Genomic DNA, 19,348 nt, shown 5'->3' with positions numbered 1-19,348 from the left:
CCCAACGGACCTGGTCAAGATCACTCCGCCGCCCTTGCGGGTGCCGTTCCGGAATCTGAATTTCATCCGATCGGATCATCCAACATGCGTGCGAAGATATCTAACCAGCCACAGCAGCTTTTGCCTTTGCGCCCGACAAATTGGGTCGGTAACCGAGAATGCGCGAGACGTTGGTGGTGGCCTCGAGCAGCGGCGCGACGTAGACTTGCTCAGCCATAGGACGCAGGCGGAATCGCGGAATGCTGATACTGGCGGCGGCCACCGCGTTGCCGCGCCGATCCAGAATTGGGGCGCCGAAGCAAAAGATGTCGCGCTCGTTTTCCTCTTCGTCCGTGGTCCAGCCGCGGTGTGCCGCCTCTGCAATTTGCGCACGCAATGCGTCGCGGGAAGTGATGGAATGTCCGGTCACGTCGTCGAGCCGTAATCGTTCAAGCGCGCTGTCGCGCTGATCTTGCGGCGAGAAGGCAAGATAGGCCTTGCCGACTGCAGTCGTATGCAGCGGAACCGAGACCCCCAGCGAGCACTTCATGCGAACCCGTTCGCGGCTCTCGATATTGTCGACGTAAAGCATGGCGTCATTGCTGAACACAGCGAGATGCACGGTCTCGCCGGTTTCGTCGCGCAGCTTCAGGAGATGTTCGTGGGCAATATCGCGGATATCCATCTGGTCGAGTGCGCGATGCGCGATCGTGACCAGTGTTGCGCCGAGTTGATAGGTATGGCCGGAGGATTGTCGCACCAGACCGGCCTCCGTCAGCGCGGCGAGCAGACGGTAAATCGTCGGGCGCGGCAGCATTGTCTGATCACTGAGGTCGCGCACCGTCGGCGGCACTTCGGCGTCGGCAATAGCAGTTAGTAGCTTGATGCCCTTGTTGAGTGCCGCCACACCTTTGATGCTATCCGGCGTGGGCTGATCATCCATTAAGTAACGCTCCGCCCATCTTTCTTTCGTCGCGCACGCCAACTCGGCGGCCATCTGCCGCGTCCGTCGTTTCATCATTGACAGATCTGGAACACTCTCACTAAATTATCAAAAAATGCGGATAGTGTCCACATAGTAATAAAAATGGCCTCAAAGAGGCTGATTGGGGGAGGGTAACATGAAAGCAAAGACTCTGCGATTGAGGATGGCGGCGAGTCTGCTCGGCTGCGCTGTTGCGATTGGACTCACCGGGACGGCATTGGCTCAGCCCGTCAAGACGGTTCGGGTCTGGCACACCGAAACCAATCCGGCGTCGCAGGCGGCGGTCGCTGAAATCGTCAAGCGCTTCGAGGCAACCCGTCCGGGCGTGAAGATCCAAGCCGAGGCGCTCTCCTGGAATGACCTCGAAGGCAAGATCATGGCCGCGCTTGCCGCCGGCAGTCCGCCGGAGTTGTCGCACGGCCAGCCGGTGACTTGCGCCGCACTTCTGCAGCAGAAGCTGCTGCTGCCGATCGACGATGTCGTCAAGGCAATTGGCGAATCCAACATTTGGGAGCACTACAAGAAGCTCTGTTTTGCCGACGGCAAATGGTACGGGCTCGTGCATGCGTCCGGCACCTCGCTGATGATCTATCGCAAGGACCTTGCGAAGAAGATGGGCATCGAGCCGCCGAAGACCTGGGACGATTTCGTCAAGATTGCGGAAAAGCTGACCATCGACGAGAACAAGGACGGCAAGCCCGAGATCTATGGCCTGACCATGCCGGGCGACAATTTGTTCATTAATATCCTGGTCGGCGAAATGATGGCGGCTAACGGCGGCAAGCTGTTCGACGAAAAGAACCGTCCGCTGTTCGAATCCAGGCAGATGCTGGAGACGCTCGATTACTGGAAGCGGCTGACCAAATTCATGCCGCCGGGCTGGGAAGGCCACGGTTATCTCGACACCTTCCCAGCGAGACCAGTCCGAAATTGATCAGGCCGAATTGATTGTTGAGCATCCATTTCCACAGAATGACTGCGACCACGGTCGGGATCATGTAAGGAAACAGCACGAGGCCGCGAACGATGTTGCGGCCGAAAAAGCTTTGATGAAGCAACAGCGCCGCCGCCACCCCAAGCACCAGTTGCAGGAAGATCGTACTGACCGAATAGATCAGGCCGATGCGGAGGCTCTCCCAGAATTCGGGGTCGTGCAGGAGATAGAGATAATTATCGAGGCCGACGAAAGTCTGCTGGGGAAACAGCGAATGCTTGGCGTGGAGGCTAAGCCAGAAGCCGTATCCGACCGGATAAAGCGTCAGCGCTGCAAGCAGCAGTAGCGCCGGCAACACCAGGAGAAAGCCAGGAAGGCCGCGCGTTTGCATATCACGATACCCGCACGCCGCGCCGAGCCGCAACGTTCATCTGTGAAGCATGAGGCCGCGCCGGCATTGCCGCCGGCGCGGGTTCAATTGGAGATCACCACTTCGCGGCACCGGCCTGGCGAACGATCTGCTCGGCCCGCTGCTGGCCGCGCTTGGCTGCTTCCGCCGCCGGTTTGCCTTCGACCGCGACGTCCAGCACCATGTCGCGCAGCACGCCCGAGCCAAGTATCTGCAGCAGATACGGCTTGTTGGTCAGGTCCTCCCAATCGATGATCAGGGTCGGGCGCGCCTGGTCCTTGTCCAAATCTTCTTGCTGAACCTGCAGCCAGCTCGCCCAGCGCTTCACCATGGGAATGTCGCGGTAGGCCGGAGAATTGCGCAGCGACTTCGTGATCGGGAAGAAGTGGATCGGCACCGACTTGATGTATTCGACGTAGTTTTCATCCTTGTAGAAAAACGCCAGGAATTCCTTGGCCAGTTCCGGATTGGCCGAACCTTTGAACAGCATCCATGTTTCTTCGTCCACCTGCGATGCGGGCGCATTTCCGCTCGGACCATGAGGCTTGCGCCAGACATCATACGTCTCGGTGTTGCGCATGTTTTCGGGGGCATACTGCTCGATCAGCGACGCGCCGCGGCCGAAGCCGGCATACATCATCGCGGCCTTCTGCCCATACAGATTGGCGAATTTCGAGCGAGCCGATCAACTGGTTTGGCCGCAGCTACATCATGGTTTCGCTGATCCTGGTTTCGGTCTGGCAATTTTTTCCCTTCGTGCTGCTCGCGGTGCTGGCGCGGCTGCAGAGCATTCCAACCGAGCTTTACGACGCGGCGCGGGTCGACGGCGCGGGTCCGGTGGCGCGCTTCGTGTTTGTGACGCTGCCCCAACTGGCCTCAGTGCTCTTTATCACCATCCTGCTGCGGTCGATCTGGATGTTCACCAAGTTCGACACGGTATGGCTGATGACACAGGGCGGCGGCGCCGAGCGTTACATCCGCACTATGCCGGTCTACGCCTACCTGCGGACGTTCAATTATTATGAAGCCGGCATGGGGGCCGCGGTCGCGATCGTGATGTTCCTGATGCTGGTGGCGGCGGCAGCTACCTATTTCTTCCTGTTTCGCGGAGAGGACCAGCTATGACCCGACGGTCGGGATTGCAGCTTCTGTTTCTCGGATTAGCGGTCGCGGTATTGCTCGCCTTCGCGGCATTTCCGCTGCTCTGGATGGGGCTGACCGCGCTGAAACCTTCAACGGAAATATTCACATGGCCGCCGCGGCTGCTGCCGGAGGCGCCAACGCTCTCCAACATCGAGCGGCTGTTCGCGCAAACGCACTTTGTGACCTACTTCAAGAACAGCGTCATCGTCTCCAGCGCCGCGGTGATCCTCACATTGCTGCTCGCCGTACCCGGAGCCTACGGGCTGACGCGCTACCGCTTCTTCGGCCGCGAGATGATCGCAGCGACCGTCCTGTTCACCTACATGTTCGCGCCGATCATGATCATCATTCCGTTCTACATCGTGATGCGAACGTTCGGGCTCGCCAATACCCACATCGCGCTGGTGTTGGCCTATTGCGCGTTCAGCCTGCCTTTCGCGCTGTGGATGCTGCGTACCTTCTTCCAGTCGATCCCGATCGACCTGGAGGAGGCAGCGATGACCGACGGTGCGAGCCGGTTCCGCGCAGTAATCCACGTGGTGATTCCGATGGCGCTGCCGGGCATCATCGCTACCGGCATTCTGACCTTCATCCTGGCCTGGAACGACTACATCTTCGCGCGGATCCTGATCTCGTCGGACAATCTGAAGACGCTCCCGGTCGGCATTGCCGATCTCTACAACGCCAGCGTGATCGACTGGGGCATGATCATGGCCAGCGGCCTGCTGGTCATCATTCCCGTGGTCATCGTGTTCTCCTATGTGCAGAAATTTCTGGTCGCCGGTTGGGGCAGCGGCGGCGTCAAGGGATGACGGGAATCAGGTCCAATGGCTGAAGTGAAACTGGTCGCGCTGGAAAAGAAGTTCGGAGACGTCAGCGTCATCCACCGCATCAACCTCGATATTGCGGATGGCGAGTTTGCCGTGCTGGTCGGGCCCTCAGGCTGCGGCAAGACCACGACGTTACGAATGGTCGCGGGCCTGGAGGAGGCCACCGGCGGCAGCATTCTGTTCGACGGCAAGGCGGTCGAGCGGCTGGAGCCGAAGGACCGCGATATCGCGATGGTGTTCCAGTCCTATGCGCTCTATCCGCATATGAGCGTGCGCGACAACATGGCCTTCAGTCTGCGAATGAAGGGCGTCTCGTCTTCGGAGAAAAAGCGGCTGGTCGGCATCGCTGCCGAGATGCTTGACATCACCGATCTCTTGGACCGCAAACCCCGGCAATTATCTGGCGGTCAGCGCCAGCGCGTCGCGATGGGACGGGCGCTGGTGCGCGAGCCGAAGGTATTTCTGTTCGACGAACCGCTGTCGAACCTCGACGCCGCGCTGCGAGCGCAGATGCGTATCGAGATCAAGCGCATCCATCAGCGGCTCCGTACTACCATCATCTACGTTACGCATGACCAGGTCGAGGCCATGACGTTGGCCGACAAGATCGTGGTCATGAACGGCGGCCATATCGAGCAGGTCGGCGATCCCCTGACGTTGTACCGCCGGCCGGTGAGCCGCTTCGTGGCCGGCTTCATCGGATCGCCGAAAATGAATTTCTTCCCCGCCAGGCTGCTGGCCGACGAGAGCGGTCTTCATGCCGATCTCGGCGAGGGCATCCAGATCGAAATGCCGCAAGAGCGCGACGCGGCGTATCGGCCATACGCCGGCCGCAGCGTCGAGATCGGCATTCGTCCCGAGCATCTGCTCGATGATGCCAGGCTGATCGACTCCGGCGCCGTCGCCATGGACGTCACCATCGACGTGGTCGAACCCCTGGGATCGACCAGCCTCCTGACTTTCGTGCTGGGGGGAACGAGCTACACCGCGATCGGCGACGTCGCCCTGATGCGCCGGCCGGGAGCCCGGGTTCGGCTCAGGGCGGCGGCGAAGGATATTTATCTGATCGATCCTGAAAGCGGCAGGGTGGTGCACCCGGCCGATGACGCTTCAACACCAGTCCGCCTTGCGGTCTAACGAGGAAACGCGGAAAATGATTTACGATCACCGAACCTACAATCTCGTGCCGCTCAAAATGGGCAAATGGCTTGCGCTCTATGAAGAATGCGCGCTGCCGGTGCAGCAGAAATACCTCGGCAATTTGATCGGCTTCTTTCAGACCGAAATCGGCACGCTCAATCAGGTGGTTCATCTCTGGGGTTTTGCGGACCTCAATGACCGCGCCCGTCGCCGCGCCGAAATGGCCAAGGATCCGGCCTGGCATGATTTTCTGCGCAAGAACGAGGAGCTTGGTGCGCTGCTGCATCAGGAATCCAAGATCATCGTCCCGGTGAAGTTCTCGCCGCTGCAATAGGGCGCGCAAGCGCGAGCTTGGATAAATCATCACCGGCCAGTAAACCGTGGTCGACGGCGGCTTCTCGCTCAAGGCGGGGTAGGTAACTAGTTGGCATTCCCGATGTCGCGAACTGGACGGTCGCAAGCGCCGGCACGGTCCTTGCTTTCCTCATGCACAAGATCCGGCCCGGTAGGACGATATGCCAAGATTTGCGCTGTACCCGCGCGAGGTTGCTCGACCTTTCGCAAGTAACGCCAAAAGAATTGGCCCGTGTCGCCGGTTCCGCGTTCACGCGCTTTTTATCCCTTTGTCGCCGCCGGTGAGGTGCAAATCCGTGATGGTCTTCCCAATTAAATGGAATGATGTTTGTCATCTGAAAGACAGTGTATCCCAATTTGGAGCCGCACATGGGTGAAGTCATTCGTTTCGTTCCGAAATCGGAGCTTGAGCGGGCCCGCCTGGTTCGAGAAGCACGCGCGATATACGACAGCGTCTTCCCGCCGGTCGAGGCGATCAGCGATCGGGGGGACGACAAGTCACCGCTCCATCAGGGTTGATTTTTGTACCGCCGCCGGTGCCCGGCCGAACTCGCATCTCGGGGGCAAAATAGCCAAATGATGGATGCCCGATGACATCGTTTTCGTCGGTGCTCTCAGAGATTGCCCAACCGGCAAAATCCAGAAAACGGAGCTGCGTCGCCGCTTCGCACTATTCGTCTCCAATACAGCGGGCAGAAGACGTTTCACCGCCGCATAGGCGTAGTTCTCGTGGAGTGGCGGCAATCAGACGTCTCGTGTCAGCCGTGAAACGCGGCTTTGCCGGGTGCAGTCACGCCGCTTGCCTGCGGCTCTTCGGCTTCTTCTTGTCGAGAGAAACCTTCTCTGAAGCCGGCCGCGCGCCTGGTCCAGGATGGACATGAACTTCCTTGGCCGAAAGCGGCTCGCCGCATTCCGAGCACACCATCACGGGATCGAACATCTTGCCGCACTTGCGGTGCTCATGCAGCAGGGGGCGTCCGCGTTCGTCGAGCATGTGGGTGTCGCCCCAATGCACGAGCGCCATCATGATCGGATAGAGATCGAGGCCCTTCTGCGTCAAGATATACTCGTGGCGTTTGGGCGACTCCTGATATGGAATGCGGCGTAGCACCCCCTGGCGGACCAGCTTCTTCAGCCGTTCGGCGAGCAAATGACGCGTAATCCCAAGCGCTGACTGAAAACCCTCGAAGCGGCGCGTGCGCAGGAAGCATTCGCGGAGGATCAGAAGCGTCCAGCGGTCGCCAATCACGCCGATGGTTCGAGCCATCGAACAAGGCTCTTCCTCGAGTTCATCCCATTTCATTCCTGCTCTCCGGTCGTCCGGCGCCTGTTCCACTCGAATCATCCAGGGAACCGCAACCGCCGATACCATTCTAGATAGGTACTAAATTTGAAACAATACCCCGCCGACTGGTTAAAACTAGCGGAATTCAGCATAGATTTGACAGTTCAATTTTAGAACTGTATGAACGAAAAGTAGCCAGGGATCGGCCAGAGGATCGCCAAACCTGACCATTCACTTCGCTCTACGGGAGGAGCCGACATGCCACTGAAAGTTGAATTCCTGTTCGATTTTGGCAGCCCGAACGCTTACCTGGCGGAACTGGTCCTTCCGGGGATCGAACGGCGCACCGGCGTGAAATTCGAATATGTCCCGGTTCTGCTCGGCGGCATCTTCAAGGCAACCGGCAACATGTCGCCGTTCGACTCGCTTCGCGGAATCAAGAACAAGCCGGAACACCAGGCGCTGGAGACCCAGCGCTTCATTCGGCGCCATAACGCGACGAAGTTCCGCTCCAATCCGTTCTTTCCGGTCAACACGCTGATGCTGATGCGCGGCGCCGTCGCGGCTCAGTTCGAAGGCATGTTTGAACCCTATTTCCGCGCTGCCTATCATCATATGTGGGAAGAGCCGAAGAAGATGGATGATCTCGAAACTTTCCGAAACGCATTCATCTCCTCCGGCATCGATATCGACCGGTTGATCGCGCGTGCGCAGCAGGATGACGTCAAGAAGGGGTTGATCGATCGGACCACCGACGCGGTCAACCGCGGAGCATTCGGCTCGCCGACTTTCTTCGTTGGAAAGGAAATGTTCTTCGGCAAGGACCAACTCCGCGACGTCGAGGAGTCGATTGTCGAGCAGACCAGCCAACCGGTTTCGAAAACGGCCTAAGATCGGGAATTGAGCGCTGGAAGACAGGCCCTGTATGCTGGGCCTGCACGACCGAAAGCCAAATTCGCAGTCCGCCCCGTAGCAAAAGTAACAATAAGGGAGAATGCCATGCCTGGCCCACTCAGCGGTGTTCGTGTCCTCGATCTGACAGGCGTGGTGTCGGGACCGTTTGCGACGATGTTTCTGGCGGATCAGGGCGCCGACGTGCTGAAGATCGAGCCGATCGGAGGCGATATCACCCGGCGCAGCCGTGCCACCATTGACAAGGATGGCGAGTTCTCCGCGCTCTTTATCTCTTCAAACCGCGGCAAGCGATCACTGTCGATCGACGTCAAGAGCGCGGCCGGCCGTGAGGTTCTCGCCAGGCTGGTCGCGCAGGCGGATGTCCTGGTGCAGAATTTCCGGCCCGGCACCATGGAGCGCCTCGGTCTCGGCGCCGATGAGTTGCGCCAGCGCCATCCACGCTTGATCTATGTCTCGATCAGCGGCGTCGGCGACACCGGACCGTATGTGAAAAAGCGCGTCTATGATCCGATCATTCAGGGCCTGTCGGGCTTTGCCGATATCCAGTCGCAGCCGGTAACGAACCGTCCGCAGATGATCCGAACCATCGTATGCGACAAGACTACCGCCGTGTTCACGGCACAGGCGGTGGCAGCGGCGCTCTACGCCCGCGAGAAGACAGGGCAGGGCGATCATATTCAGGTCGCAATGCTGGATGCGATGATCTCGTATTTGTGGCCCGAAGGCATGATGCAATACACGGTGGTGGGCGCGGAAACCACCGCCGCCGATCCCAACGATCGGCCCGATCTCGTGTTCAAGACCAGCGACGGCTACATCACGGCCGGCACCATCTCGGATTCCGAATGGCAGGGGTTTTGCCGGGCCTCCGGCGATCCCGAGCTTGCCAGGGATCCACGGTTTGCGACGCCCTCGGCGCGCTCGGTCAACGCCACGGCCCGCATCAACAAGATGGCAGAGTATATCGGTCAGCGCACCACGGCCGAATGGCTGGAGCGCCTGGACGCCGCCGACGTCCCTTGCGCGCCGATCCTGCGGCGAGGCGAAATCATCCACAATGAACAGGTGATCGCGCGCGATATCATCGCGGAGTTCGATCAGCCGAAGGTCGGGCGGGTGCGCCAGCCGAAGCCGGCGGCCCGCTTTGAGATCAATGAGGCCGCGATCGGCGGGCCGGCTCCCCGGGTCGGCGAGCACTCGCGCGACGTGTTGCGCGAGCTGGGTTACGACGACAGCGCCATCGACAAGATGGTCGCCGAACGCAGCGTGCGCGTGGCGGTCTAACTCCGAAGCCCTCTCGCACGAGCGGCGAGCGGTTTCTAAACTTTCGCCGGCGCCGGCGTGATCGGTACCAATGGGGTATTTGCCGCGACGGCTCGCTGAAAGGCGTCGCGTTTCTTGATGCGTTCGAGATAGGGTTGCGCGTTGTCGCAAATGCCGACACCATAGGCGATGGCCCACTCAAGGCAGGTCGTGAGCAGGATGTCAGCGCTGGTGAACCGCTCGCCCATCAGGAATTGCCGACCGTCCGCGAGCGCTACTTCCACATGGCGCAATTGCTGACGAAAGTACTCACCGGCCTGGGCAACGACCTCGGGCGCAATACCATAGATCGGACCGAGTGCGTCAGCCCGATGACGGCGCATCACGTAAAGGCTGGTGGAATCCAGCTCCGCGACGATAAAGAAACACCATTCCAGCCACGCGGCATACTCGCGGGTGGATTCAGGAATCAGCGAACGTTCCGCCGTGGAGTACGTTCGCGACAGGTAGGCCACGATCGCGGCGCTCTCGCCAATGCAGAAGTCGCCGTCCTGTAGCAGCGGAATTTTCTGGCGCGGATTGAGCCTGGTGTATTCAGCGGTCTTGGTCTCGCCCGTTCGCGGCCCGATCGGCTTTGTCTCGTAGACCAGGCCCAGTTCGTGCATGGCCCAATGCGGACGAATGGTGCGGCTTGTCCCAACGCCCCACAGGGTCAGGTTTGGTGTCGCGTTCATGTTACCACTTCTCCACGGACGGACGGAGATCGAGCTCGTGGGTCCAGCCATCCCTGCTTTGCTGGTGGGTGAACCAGTAGGCCTCGGCAATGGAAGACGTCTTGGTCAGGCTATCAGGGGGAATGTCGCTTGCCTCGATCCCTTTTGCTGCTTTCATGCGCTGATGAATGGCCTCGCTGTCGACGCCTGCATCGATCAACAGATGCACGACGTGAATATTCTTCGGCCCCAGCTCGCGCGCCATCGCCTGGGCCACTGCGCGAAGGCCGAACTTCGCTGATGAAAATGCCGCAAACCCCGGACCGCCACGCACACTGGCGGTCGCCCCCGTAAAGAAGACGGTGCCGCGTCCGCGCGGCAGCATGACGCGCGCAGCCTCACGTCCGACCAGGAAGCCGCCGTAGCAGGCCAGTTCCCAGGCCTTGAAGAACAGCTTCTCGGTTGTCTCCAGCAATGGCTTGTTGACGTTCGAACCGGCATTGTAGAGGCAGACCTCGATCGGCCCGAGCTCTTTCTCGATCCGCGCGAATATGCCTTGGACTTCTGCTTCCTGACGGGCATCGATGCTGAACGCGTGAATGTTATGTCCCGCAGCCCTCAGCTCGCTCACAAGCCCCTGCGACTTGGACGCATCACGTCTGCAGATGCAAATCGTATAGCCGCCCCTGGCAAAACGCCGCGCGACCGCCGCGCCGATGGCGTCGCCTGCGCCTACAAGTATCGCTACGCCGCGGCTCTCCGGCATTCTGCCTCTCCCATTAAGTTCCTATTTGATACTTTAATCGTAACGGCCAGCCCGCACATTGTAAACGACGGTCTTTCAATAACGGGCAGATGATAATGGGGCAGTTGGGTTGCCCTTTTGGACCTCGTGAAGCAGGGAAGATGAATTAGTGATTGACGAGTTCTAAAAAAGAACGTTAGGTAGGCGACGAATGTGCCGCGTTGCAAAAGTAGGCATGGTTTGGTCGGGAGGCTAGTCGTGGCGGAGCTTTCACAGACGATCAATCTCGACGAGATTGCTGTCGACTTGCCGCGCCGCATCCACGAAGTTACGGCAAGTCAGGTTGCCGAAGCTCCCGACCGGATCGCGCTGGTCGAAGACGGGGCGTCCTGGAGCTACCGCGATCTGGATCAGCGTGTCGGCGAGATCGCCACCGTCCTCTCGTCGCTGGGGATCAGGCCGGGCGACCGGATGGTCATTGTCAGCGAAAACTGTATTGCGCTTGCCGCCTTGCTGCTGGCGGCGAGCCGGCTCGACGCCTGGGCGATCGTCGCCAACCCGCGATTGTCGGCGCGCGAACTGGACCAGATTCGCGACCATAGCGGCGCCCGCCGGATGTTTTTCACATCAGGTATTTCGAAGGAGGCTGCGGCTCACGCGTCGCGCTATGGCGCCGAGAACCGGCGAATAGGCCCGCTGCTGGAGATTGGTGTCGGTCCGCTCAACGAAAGCGCAACCGTCGAGCCGGTGGAGGCCGATCCCGTAAAACAAGTCGCGGTGCTGATCTACACCTCGGGAACGACGGGGACCCCCAAGGGCGTGATGCTCTCGCATGATAATCTGCTGATCAGCGCAACGACCACCGCGTATTTCCGCAAGATGAATCAAGACGACAAGATTTATCTCGTGTTGCCGATCTCCCATATCGTTGGCATCTCGCTCCTGATCATGACATTGATGGTGGGCGGCACAGTGCGGATGGTCAGCAAGTACGACCCTGCCGCAACCGCCCGGGCGATCGCGGAGGAGGGCGTTACCATCCTCAATGGCGTGCCCGCCACCTATCAGCGCCTGCTGGAATATAAGAGCGTATCGGGCGTGGAACAGCTCGCCCGAGGCTCGTTACGTTTGATCGCCGTCGCCGGCGCACCCCTCGATTTGAATCTGAAGTCGCGCGTCGAGAAAGAGTTCGGCCTTCCGCTGCTTAACGGCTACGGGATCACCGAATGTTCGCCGGGAATATCTGGCGTACGTTTCGATGCGCCGCGTTCCGACCAGGCGGTCGGCACGCTGCTGCCGGGAGTAGAAGCCCGGATCAGAACAATCGACGGCATACCACTGTCGAAGGGTGAAGTCGGTGAACTTCACGTTCGCGGACGTAACGTGATGCGTGGCTATTATCGGGCCCCCGAGCTGACGGCCAAGGTGATCGACAGCGAGGGCTGGTTCAATACCGGCGATCTCGCGCGCTTCGACGGCGATTGCCTGTACATTGTCGGCCGAACCAAGGAAATGATCATCCGTTCGGGCTTCAACGTCTATCCTGCCGAGGTCGAAGCGGTCCTCAGTTCACACAGGGACGTCGTGCAGTCTGCCGTGGTCGGCCGTGCCGCCGATGGCAATGAGGAGATTGTCGCCTTTGTGCAACTGCTGCCAGGGTCACGCGTGACGCCAGAGGAGCTGATGAGTTTCATTCGATTTCAGCTCACCTCATACAAGCGGCCGTCTGAAATCGTCATCCTCGATGCATTGCCGGCCACTTCGACCGGCAAGATACTCAAACACAAGCTGGCGGAGTCCCTGCGCGGGGAAGCGCCTCCGGCGCAGGCCGCTCCACTTCGCAGACAACAGATCTAACCTGACCGGGAGAAAACCGTTGCAAAAGAGAAACGCGACCGTGGCCGTGATCGGCGCTGGTGACTATATCGGCGGCGAGATTGCAAAGAAGTTCGCCTCCGAGGGCTTTACAGTGTTCGCCGGGCGCCGCAACGGCGCCAAGCTCGAGCCGCTCGTCAAGGAGATCGAGAAAGCCGGCGGCGAAATTCACGCGTGCTCGCTCGACGCACGCAAGGAGGAGGAAATCATTTCCTTCCTTGGCGATGCGGACAAACACGCGCCGCTGGAGGTCTGCATCTTCAACATCGGCGCCAACGTCAACTTCCCGATTTTGGATACGACCGAACGCGTGTTCCGCAAGGTCTGGGAAATGGCCTGCTATTCCGGCTTTCTCGCCGGCCGCGAAGCAGCGCGGCTAATGCTGCCCCGCGGCAAAGGCAATATCTTCTTCACCGGCGCGACAGCGAGTCTCCGCGGCGGATCGGGATATGCGGCCTTCGCCAGCGCCAAGTTCGGCCTGCGGGCCGTCGCACAAGCGACCGCGCGTGAATTGGGTCCAAAGAACATCCATGTCGCGCATCTCATCATCGATTCCGGCGTCGATACCGAATGGGTTCGGCAGCGGCGGATCGAGGCGCTTGGTCCGAACGCGCTGGATGATCCCGATCTCTTGATGCCGCCCTCGTCGGTCGCAGAATCCTATTGGCTGCTTTATCAGCAGCCCAAAAGCGCCTGGACTTTTGAGCTGGAGATTCGCCCCTTCGGCGAGAAGTGGTAGCGGGAGCCACTCACGATGGAGCTCAAACTTTCCAGCGAGGAGGCCGCGTTTCGTGACGAGGTGCGCGCCTTCATCGCGGAGAACTATCCGGCGGAAATGCGCGTTCCCAATCCGGGCCCAGACATAATCCATTCAACGCGATTGCCGCGCCGCGTTCGATTGGCTGGATTTCTTCGCGGAATGCGGCTGGTCAATTGAATCTCGCCCCCTACAGCTTCTTCAACGCGTTCCTCTACGACCCTCCGATAATCGGGTTCTCCTCAATTTCGTGGAAGGACACCGTCAAGAACGTCAGCGAGACCCGCGAATTCGTCTGGAATCTGGTGACGATGGATTTGGGCGAGCGCATGAACGTGACGGCGACGCCTCTCGATCACGGCGTTAGCGAGCCAATCAAGACCTCGGGCCTCGCCCGTACAGGCCAAGCGCCAGCAGTGAAAACGCGCTCAACACGATGCCCAGCGCCAACATTGCTTCATGCGACACAGTGGCGGCAAGCCATACGCCGATGGCGGCGGTCATCATCTGCCAGAAACCGAGCAGCGCCGAGGCCGCGCCGGCTTTCTCCCCGAATGGCGAGAGCGCCCGCGCGGTAGCCAGTGGACTGACAACGCCCATGCCGAGGAGAAATACGCTCATCGCGCCCAGAAATGGCAGGAAAGTCGGGCTGATCATCGAGAAGAGCAGGATCGCAATGCTGCTCGCGGCCGTCGCCCACAGTCCTGCCCGGATCGGGCCATCGAGCCCGTAGCGTGGTGCCAATCTTGTCGCCAGCATACCCGCGGCGAATACGATAAAGACGGTGCCGGCGAAGAACAGGCCGAGCTGGATCGGCGTGAAGTGCATCGCTTCAATGAATAGGCGCGGTGCAGCTGAAAACATGGAGAACAAGCCGCCTATGATCAGGCTCGCGGTTGCAGCCGGGATAACGAAACGGCGATCGCCAATCAGGCCAGCATAGGTCCTGGCGATAGCGACCGGATTGAACGGAGTGCGGATCGAATGATGGGTTTCGCCGAGCACGATGCTGTAGGCAAGGGCGCCAACAGCGGCAAAGGCTGCGACGAGAGCGAATTCGGAGCGCCAGCCAAAGCTGTGATCGAGCGCGCCGCCAAGCAGCGGCGAGAAGCCGGGGGCTGCGGACATCACGATCATGATGAGCGCCAGCGCGCGTGCCAGCGCCGCCCCACTGAACATATCGCGGGCGATGGCGCGGGACAGTACGGACGTCGCGCAAGCCCCTGCAGCCTGCACGATGCGGCCGGCCAAAAGATTAGGTAGGTCGTTTGCCAAGCCACACCAGACGCTGCCGCCGAAGAACACGGCAAATCCGATCAGGACCGGCCAGCGTCTTCCGTAGCGATCCGAAAGCGGCCCGACCACGAGTTGGCCCAACCCGAACACTGCAAGATAGACAGTGATGGCTGATGTGACCGCCGCGCTGGTGACATTCAATGAGATCGCAATTTGCGGCAGCGACGGCAGCAAGATGTTGGTCGCGAGCGTTCCCATGGCGGCCAGGACGGAAAGGACCGCGATCGGCAGCGCGCTGGAGGGGACAACGGCCGGCGACGCGGTCTTGATCGTTTCGCACTGGTCAGCCATGGGAACTTTCGCGCTGATAGGGATAGGCAGGTTACTAGGCGGCGAGCGACGCGGTTCGCGCCACTCGCCAACCATTTTTGCAGGACCGCCCACGCTATGCGCGGACGATGCGCTCGACCGCGATGGCGGTAGCTTCACCGCCACCGATGCAAAGGGCTGCAACGCCGCGTTTGAGGTTCTGCGCCTCCAGCGCATGCAACAGCGTCACGATCAGGCGCGCGCCGGTGGCGCCAATGGGATGGCCGAGCGCGCAGGCGCCGCCATTGACGTTCAGCTTCTCCCTGGGGATGCCGAGATCCTTCTGCGCCGCCATCGCCACCACCGCAAAGGCCTCATTGATCTCGAACAGATCGACGTCGCCGACGCTCCAGCCGACCTTGTCCAACAGCTTGCGGATGGCAGGGATCGGCGCCGTGGTGAACCATTGTGGTTCCTGGCTGTGGGTGGCGTGGCCCTTGATTTCGGCCAGCACCGGCAAGCCGTCGCGATCGGCGAGGGAGCGCTTTGCGAGGATGAGGGCCGCTGCGCCGTCGGCATTGGCGGAGGAGGCGGCCGGCGTGATGGTCCCATTGGCGCGGAACGCGGCTTTCAATCCGGGGATCTTGGCGGGGTCGACCTTGAGCGGGTGCTCGTCGTTGGCGATGATGCGCGGCCCGGCCTTTTCGGTCAGCGTGATCGGCGCGATCTCGGCCTTGAACGCGCCACTTTCGACCGCCTTTCGCGCGCGGGTCAGTGTCTCGATTGCATAGGCGTCCTGATCCCCGCGGGTGAACTGATAGGCTTCCGCCGTGGCCTCGCCGAAATCGCCCATCGAGCGGCCGGTCTCGTAAGCGTCTTCCAGGCCGTCCATCATCATGTGGTCGATGATGCGGTCATGACCGGCGCGGTAACCGCCGCGCGCCTTGGCCAGCAGGTAGGGCGCATTGCTCATGCTCTCCATGCCGCCGGACAGCACGATCGAGGCGGAGCCTGCATTGATGATGTCGTGGGCGAGCATGGTGGCCTTCATGCCGGAGCCGCAGACCTTGTTGATGGTAGTCGCGCCGGTAGCATCCGGCAATTTGGCGTCGCGTGCAGCCTGCCGGGCCGGTGCCTGACCCTGTCCGGCCGGCAGCACGTTGCCCATGAACACCTCGTCGATCTTTTCAGGCGCAAGCTTCGCCCGCTCCAGCGCAGCGCCGATCACGTGAGAGCCGAGCTTGTGGGCGCTGAACGGCGACAGGTCGCCCATGAACCGGCCGAGCGGCGTGCGGGCGGCGGAAAGGATGACGACGGGATCGGAAGCAGCGGCCATGGCGAACTCTCCTGTTGATAGCTGTTGTTATATGATGATAATCATATAAGATGGTCGGCATTGCAATGCAATGTTGCCGTGGCCTTCAAGGAAGTGCGGTTCCAGAATTGCTCGCAGGGGATGGAACGGCTTGTACAGCTGGTCCCTTGGAGCTTGCACGGAGTGGCGATGCGTTACGGAGAAAACCATAGGCGTCGAACGCACAGTCGGATCGTTGAAAATGCCTCCTACGGTTTGCGCCAAAACGGTGCCAAGGGACTCAGCGTTGCCGACTTGATGAAGCTCGCCGGTCTGACGCATGGCGGCTTTTACAACCATTTCGATTCGCGTGCCGCGCTTGTTGGCGAGGCAATTGCTTTTGCAATGGACCAAATGACCGCGCGGTGGAGAAAACTGGCGAACGGGAAGGCCAACGGGGAGTGCTTCGAGGCGTTGATCGCCGATTATCTTAGTCCCCGGCATCGCGACAGTCCTAAACACGGTTGCGCGCTTCCAGTCTTGGACGCCGATGTCGCTCGATCGAGCCCCGGCGAACGGCGGGCGTTGGCTTCCAAACTGGAGAAGATGATCGACGTCTTTGTCGAGCTGCTTCCCGATGAGACACCCCAACGGGCACGCCAAATCGCGACGGGCGCTATCGCAACCATGGTTGGATCGATGGTGCTGTCGCGTGCCGTCGGCGCCGGGAAGCTTTCCGACAGCATTCTCGATGCCGGACGCATGACCGCCGGCTGCCGAATTCGGAAACCCCAGCGAAGAACAATACAGGCGATGGGCTGCGACAAATCATAACAGAAGGGAGGTCACCATGACGGCCGGCAAGTGGCTCAAGACAGCCTGCAACCTGTGTTACGTAAATTGCGGTATCGAAGTCTGGGTGCATGACGGGCGGCTCGAGAAAGTGCGAGGCGACCGTTCGAGCCCGAAATCTCAGGGCTATCTGTGCAACAAGGCGACCCGGATTCCATATTATGCGCATCACAGGGATCGGCTAACGACCCCGCTGCGCCGTCGTGCCGACGGCGGCTTTGATGAGATCGAGTGGGACGTGGCGATCGCGGAAATCGCGGAGCGACTGCGAGACATCGTCGACAGGTATGGCGGCAAGAGTATTGCCCTTTATGGCGGCGGCGGGCAGGGCAACCACGCGGGCGGCGCCTACGCCAGTGGATTGTTGCGCGCACTGGGTTCGCGTAGCGTCTTCAACGCCCTTTCACAGGAGAAAACCGGCGACTTCTGGGTCAATGGCCACATGTTCGGCAGCCAGACCTGCCACACTGCCGAGGACGTGCATCATTGCGATCTCTTGCTTGTCATCGGTGCAAATCCCTGGATCGCGCACGGCTTCCCCAATGCGCGCGACCATCTCAATCAAATCCGCAAGGATCCCGCACGCAAGCTGATCGTCATTGATCCCCGGCGAACCGAAACCGCCGAAATGGCGGATCTGCATCTCGCGGTTCGTCCCGGCACGGACGCGTTTCTCCTTGGCGCGCTGCTGGCCACGCTTGTCCGTTCCGACCGGATCGACCACGCCTTCATTGAGGAGCACACGATCGGCTTCGCGGAAGTGAGGCAGGCCCTGTTGAACATCCCCGTTGAAGAATGGGCTGCCGCCGCCGATATCTCGATCACGGATCTGGAGCGTTGCGCCGCGATGATCGCTGCCGCCAAGGCCATGGCGGTTCGGGTCGAACTTGGCATCCAGCAGGGCACCAACTCTACGCTGAACTCCTATCTCGAAAAGCTTTTGATCATGCTTTCCGGGAGTTTCGGCCGTAAAGGTACCAACCAATTGCATAGCTGGCTGCAGCCGCTATGGGGCAATTCTCCGAACCAGACATTCGCGCCGACCGGCGACGCGATTATTGGGGGCCTGTTGCCGCCCAACATTTTCCCCGAAGCGGTGCTCAAGGACCATCCCGACCGGTTGCGTTGCGCCTGGATCGATAGTTCCAATCCCGCCAACACGGCAGCAAACACCGAGGCGGTGGAACGCGCGCTGCGCTCGCTTGAGCTATGCGTGGTGGTCGACGTTGCGATGACCGAAACCGCACAGCTTGCGCATTACGTCCTTCCGGCGTCCTCACAGTTCGAGAAAACCGAATTTACCTTGTTCAACTTTGAATTCCCGACGAACTATTTTCACGTTCGTGCCAATGTATTGCCGCCACTCCCCGGCACCTTGCCGGAGCCCGAGATCTACACGCGGCTTGCCATCGCCCTCGGGCTTCTACCGGGCGACAATGTACTCGCGCCCCTGCGGGAGGCGGCGCGGCGTTCGCGAGCCGAGTTCGCCACAGCCTTTCGTGCTTTCATCGCGGAAAACCCTTCGATCGGCGCAGTGCCTGCCCTGGTGCTCTATCACACGCTGGGGCAGACGCTTCCGGATGGCACGGCGGCTGCGGCTCCCTTGTGGAGTGCGGCGCTGGCTTGCGCGAAGCGATCGCCGCAAGCGGTGCGGCGGGCGATCGGCGCATCCGATGACGTGGCGGATCATCAGCTCGGCGATCTCCTGTTCGACACCATCGTGGCCACCCGGCAGGGCACGGCGGTTACGCGGCATGACTATGACGAGGTCTGGTCATTGATCAGCCATTCGGATCGCAGGGTTCGGCTGGTGGTCCCGCAGATGCTGGAATGGTTGGCGCGTCTCGATCCGCAAGCCGCGGGTGCGCCAAAGGCGTTTCCGTTCATGCTGGCGGCCGGGGGCCGCCGCATGTTCAATGCTAATCAGATCTTTCGCGATCCCGCGTGGCGTCGCGACGATCCTGATGGCGCCATGTTGATCAATTCGAGCGATCTGAGCGAGTTGGGCGCGAAGGATGGCGACTGGATCGCCGTCGAGTCGGTGGTCGGGCGGCTCGTGGTCCGCTGCAAGGTTGATGACGCCATGCGGAATGGCCAGCTGGCGCTGCCGCACGGCTATGGTCAGGCATACCCCACGTCGGACGGAGAGCGCCTGATCAACGGCCCGCGCATCAATCTGCTCACCGAGAGCGGCAACCGCGATCCCATCGCGGGCACGCCTTACCACAAGAACGTCGCGGTTCGTCTGGCGCTGGTGTCTGCGCACGAGGCTGCCTCTCATCAGTCGCAGTCGGAGCGAATTCATATGAGAGCGGCGGGACAATAGCTCG

At 60.6% G+C, this 19,348-nt stretch carries 21 protein-coding genes and 1 pseudogene; 14 read left to right on the top strand and 8 right to left on the bottom strand.

Going from position 1 to position 19,348, the window contains the following annotated elements:
• Positions 1-100 precede the first annotated feature (100 nt).
• Positions 101-976: an IclR family transcriptional regulator gene (locus KIP88_RS02345; RefSeq protein WP_214486216.1), complete on the bottom strand. Its 876-nt coding sequence runs from the start codon at positions 974-976 to the stop codon at positions 101-103.
• A gap of 124 nt (positions 977-1,100) precedes the next feature.
• Here KIP88_RS02345 and KIP88_RS02340 point away from each other — a divergent pair, with 124 nt between their 5' ends.
• Positions 1,101-1,898 (top strand): ABC transporter substrate-binding protein, encoded by a 798-nt coding sequence (locus KIP88_RS02340; RefSeq protein ID WP_214486215.1) that lies wholly within the window; start codon positions 1,101-1,103, stop codon positions 1,896-1,898.
• Here KIP88_RS02340 and KIP88_RS02335 read toward each other — a convergent pair.
• Positions 1,831-2,289, bottom strand: coding sequence for a carbohydrate ABC transporter permease (locus tag KIP88_RS02335; RefSeq protein WP_214486213.1), 459 nt, complete (start codon positions 2,287-2,289; stop codon positions 1,831-1,833). The genes KIP88_RS02340 and KIP88_RS02335 overlap by 68 nt on opposite strands.
• Positions 2,290-2,383: 94 nt before the next feature.
• Complete coding sequence (locus KIP88_RS02330; protein WP_374226425.1) at positions 2,384-2,887, bottom strand: hypothetical protein; 504 nt, start codon at positions 2,885-2,887, stop codon at positions 2,384-2,386.
• Here KIP88_RS02330 and KIP88_RS02325 point away from each other — a divergent pair.
• From KIP88_RS02325 to KIP88_RS02305, 5 genes are all read left to right on the top strand, one after another.
• The gene (locus KIP88_RS02325) at positions 2,800-3,432 is read left to right on the top strand and encodes a carbohydrate ABC transporter permease (protein ID WP_374226416.1); all 633 of its coding nucleotides are present in this window, start codon (positions 2,800-2,802) and stop codon (positions 3,430-3,432) included. The two genes, KIP88_RS02330 and KIP88_RS02325, sit on opposite strands and share 88 nt — an antisense overlap.
• On the top strand, positions 3,429-4,262 hold the full coding sequence (locus tag KIP88_RS02320; protein ID WP_214486208.1) for a carbohydrate ABC transporter permease: 834 nt from the start codon (positions 3,429-3,431) through the stop codon (positions 4,260-4,262). Before KIP88_RS02325 ends, KIP88_RS02320 begins: the two co-directional genes overlap by 4 nt.
• 15 nt (positions 4,263-4,277) lie before the next feature.
• The gene (locus KIP88_RS02315; protein ID WP_214486207.1) at positions 4,278-5,417 is read left to right on the top strand and encodes an ABC transporter ATP-binding protein; all 1,140 of its coding nucleotides are present in this window, start codon (positions 4,278-4,280) and stop codon (positions 5,415-5,417) included.
• A 16-nt stretch (positions 5,418-5,433) separates the two neighbouring features.
• On the top strand, positions 5,434-5,754 hold the full coding sequence (locus KIP88_RS02310; protein ID WP_057857011.1) for an NIPSNAP family protein: 321 nt from the start codon (positions 5,434-5,436) through the stop codon (positions 5,752-5,754).
• A 389-nt stretch (positions 5,755-6,143) separates the two neighbouring features.
• Positions 6,144-6,293, top strand: coding sequence for a hypothetical protein (locus KIP88_RS02305; RefSeq protein ID WP_214486206.1), 150 nt, complete (start codon positions 6,144-6,146; stop codon positions 6,291-6,293).
• 271 nt (positions 6,294-6,564) lie between these two features.
• On the opposite strand, the gene KIP88_RS02300 is transcribed toward KIP88_RS02305, so the two are convergent.
• Positions 6,565-7,077: a helix-turn-helix domain-containing protein gene (locus tag KIP88_RS02300; RefSeq protein ID WP_214486205.1), complete on the bottom strand. Its 513-nt coding sequence runs from the start codon at positions 7,075-7,077 to the stop codon at positions 6,565-6,567.
• Positions 7,078-7,317: 240 nt separating this feature from the next.
• Here KIP88_RS02300 and KIP88_RS02295 point away from each other — a divergent pair, with 240 nt between their 5' ends.
• The gene (locus KIP88_RS02295) at positions 7,318-7,950 is read left to right on the top strand and encodes a 2-hydroxychromene-2-carboxylate isomerase (protein WP_214486204.1); all 633 of its coding nucleotides are present in this window, start codon (positions 7,318-7,320) and stop codon (positions 7,948-7,950) included.
• Positions 7,951-8,058: 108 nt separating this feature from the next.
• Positions 8,059-9,258 (top strand): CaiB/BaiF CoA-transferase family protein, encoded by a 1,200-nt coding sequence (locus KIP88_RS02290; RefSeq protein ID WP_214486203.1) that lies wholly within the window; start codon positions 8,059-8,061, stop codon positions 9,256-9,258.
• A 35-nt stretch (positions 9,259-9,293) separates the two neighbouring features.
• Here KIP88_RS02290 and KIP88_RS02285 read toward each other — a convergent pair whose 3' ends face one another.
• Both KIP88_RS02285 and KIP88_RS02280 read right to left on the bottom strand, forming a co-directional pair.
• Positions 9,294-9,971, bottom strand: a complete 678-nt coding sequence (locus tag KIP88_RS02285; protein ID WP_214486201.1) for a glutathione S-transferase family protein — start codon at positions 9,969-9,971, stop codon at positions 9,294-9,296.
• 1 nt (position 9,972) lies between these two features.
• A complete protein-coding gene (locus KIP88_RS02280; protein ID WP_214486200.1) occupies positions 9,973-10,716 on the bottom strand; it encodes an SDR family NAD(P)-dependent oxidoreductase in 744 nt (247 codons plus the stop codon).
• 237 nt (positions 10,717-10,953) lie between these two features.
• Between KIP88_RS02280 and KIP88_RS02275 the strand changes: the two genes are divergently transcribed.
• The 4 genes and pseudogenes from KIP88_RS02275 to KIP88_RS02260 form a co-directional block, all read left to right on the top strand.
• Complete coding sequence (locus tag KIP88_RS02275) at positions 10,954-12,552, top strand: class I adenylate-forming enzyme family protein (protein WP_214486198.1); 1,599 nt, start codon at positions 10,954-10,956, stop codon at positions 12,550-12,552.
• 19 nt (positions 12,553-12,571) lie between these two features.
• Complete coding sequence (locus tag KIP88_RS02270; RefSeq protein WP_214486196.1) at positions 12,572-13,309, top strand: SDR family oxidoreductase; 738 nt, start codon at positions 12,572-12,574, stop codon at positions 13,307-13,309.
• Between the two features lie 15 nt (positions 13,310-13,324).
• The gene (locus KIP88_RS02265) at positions 13,325-13,507 is read left to right on the top strand and encodes a hypothetical protein (RefSeq protein ID WP_214486648.1); all 183 of its coding nucleotides are present in this window, start codon (positions 13,325-13,327) and stop codon (positions 13,505-13,507) included.
• Positions 13,423-13,698, top strand: a pseudogene (locus KIP88_RS02260) (flavin reductase family protein); the annotation flags it as partial. The gene KIP88_RS02265 and the pseudogene KIP88_RS02260, both read left to right, overlap by 85 nt.
• A gap of 4 nt (positions 13,699-13,702) precedes the next feature.
• Here the strand turns inward: KIP88_RS02260 and KIP88_RS02255 are convergent.
• Positions 13,703-14,914: a multidrug effflux MFS transporter gene (locus tag KIP88_RS02255; RefSeq protein WP_214486194.1), complete on the bottom strand. Its 1,212-nt coding sequence runs from the start codon at positions 14,912-14,914 to the stop codon at positions 13,703-13,705.
• 94 nt (positions 14,915-15,008) lie between these two features.
• On the bottom strand, positions 15,009-16,208 hold the full coding sequence (locus tag KIP88_RS02250) for an acetyl-CoA C-acyltransferase (RefSeq protein ID WP_214486193.1): 1,200 nt from the start codon (positions 16,206-16,208) through the stop codon (positions 15,009-15,011).
• Between the two features lie 168 nt (positions 16,209-16,376).
• On the opposite strand from KIP88_RS02250, the gene KIP88_RS02245 reads away from it, so the two are divergent.
• Both KIP88_RS02245 and KIP88_RS02240 read left to right on the top strand, forming a co-directional pair.
• Positions 16,377-17,000: a TetR/AcrR family transcriptional regulator gene (locus tag KIP88_RS02245; RefSeq protein ID WP_214486633.1), complete on the top strand. Its 624-nt coding sequence runs from the start codon at positions 16,377-16,379 to the stop codon at positions 16,998-17,000.
• 16 nt (positions 17,001-17,016) lie between these two features.
• The gene (locus tag KIP88_RS02240; protein WP_214486191.1) at positions 17,017-19,344 is read left to right on the top strand and encodes a molybdopterin-dependent oxidoreductase; all 2,328 of its coding nucleotides are present in this window, start codon (positions 17,017-17,019) and stop codon (positions 19,342-19,344) included.
• The last annotated feature ends 4 nt before the right edge of the window (positions 19,345-19,348 follow it).

The organism is Bradyrhizobium sp. SRL28 (genome assembly GCF_018596315.1).
In the GTDB taxonomy this organism is placed as follows: domain Bacteria; phylum Pseudomonadota; class Alphaproteobacteria; order Rhizobiales; family Xanthobacteraceae; genus Bradyrhizobium.
Note: the sequence above shows the minus strand (reverse complement) of the source record. Positions and strands in the feature narration are given on the sequence as shown.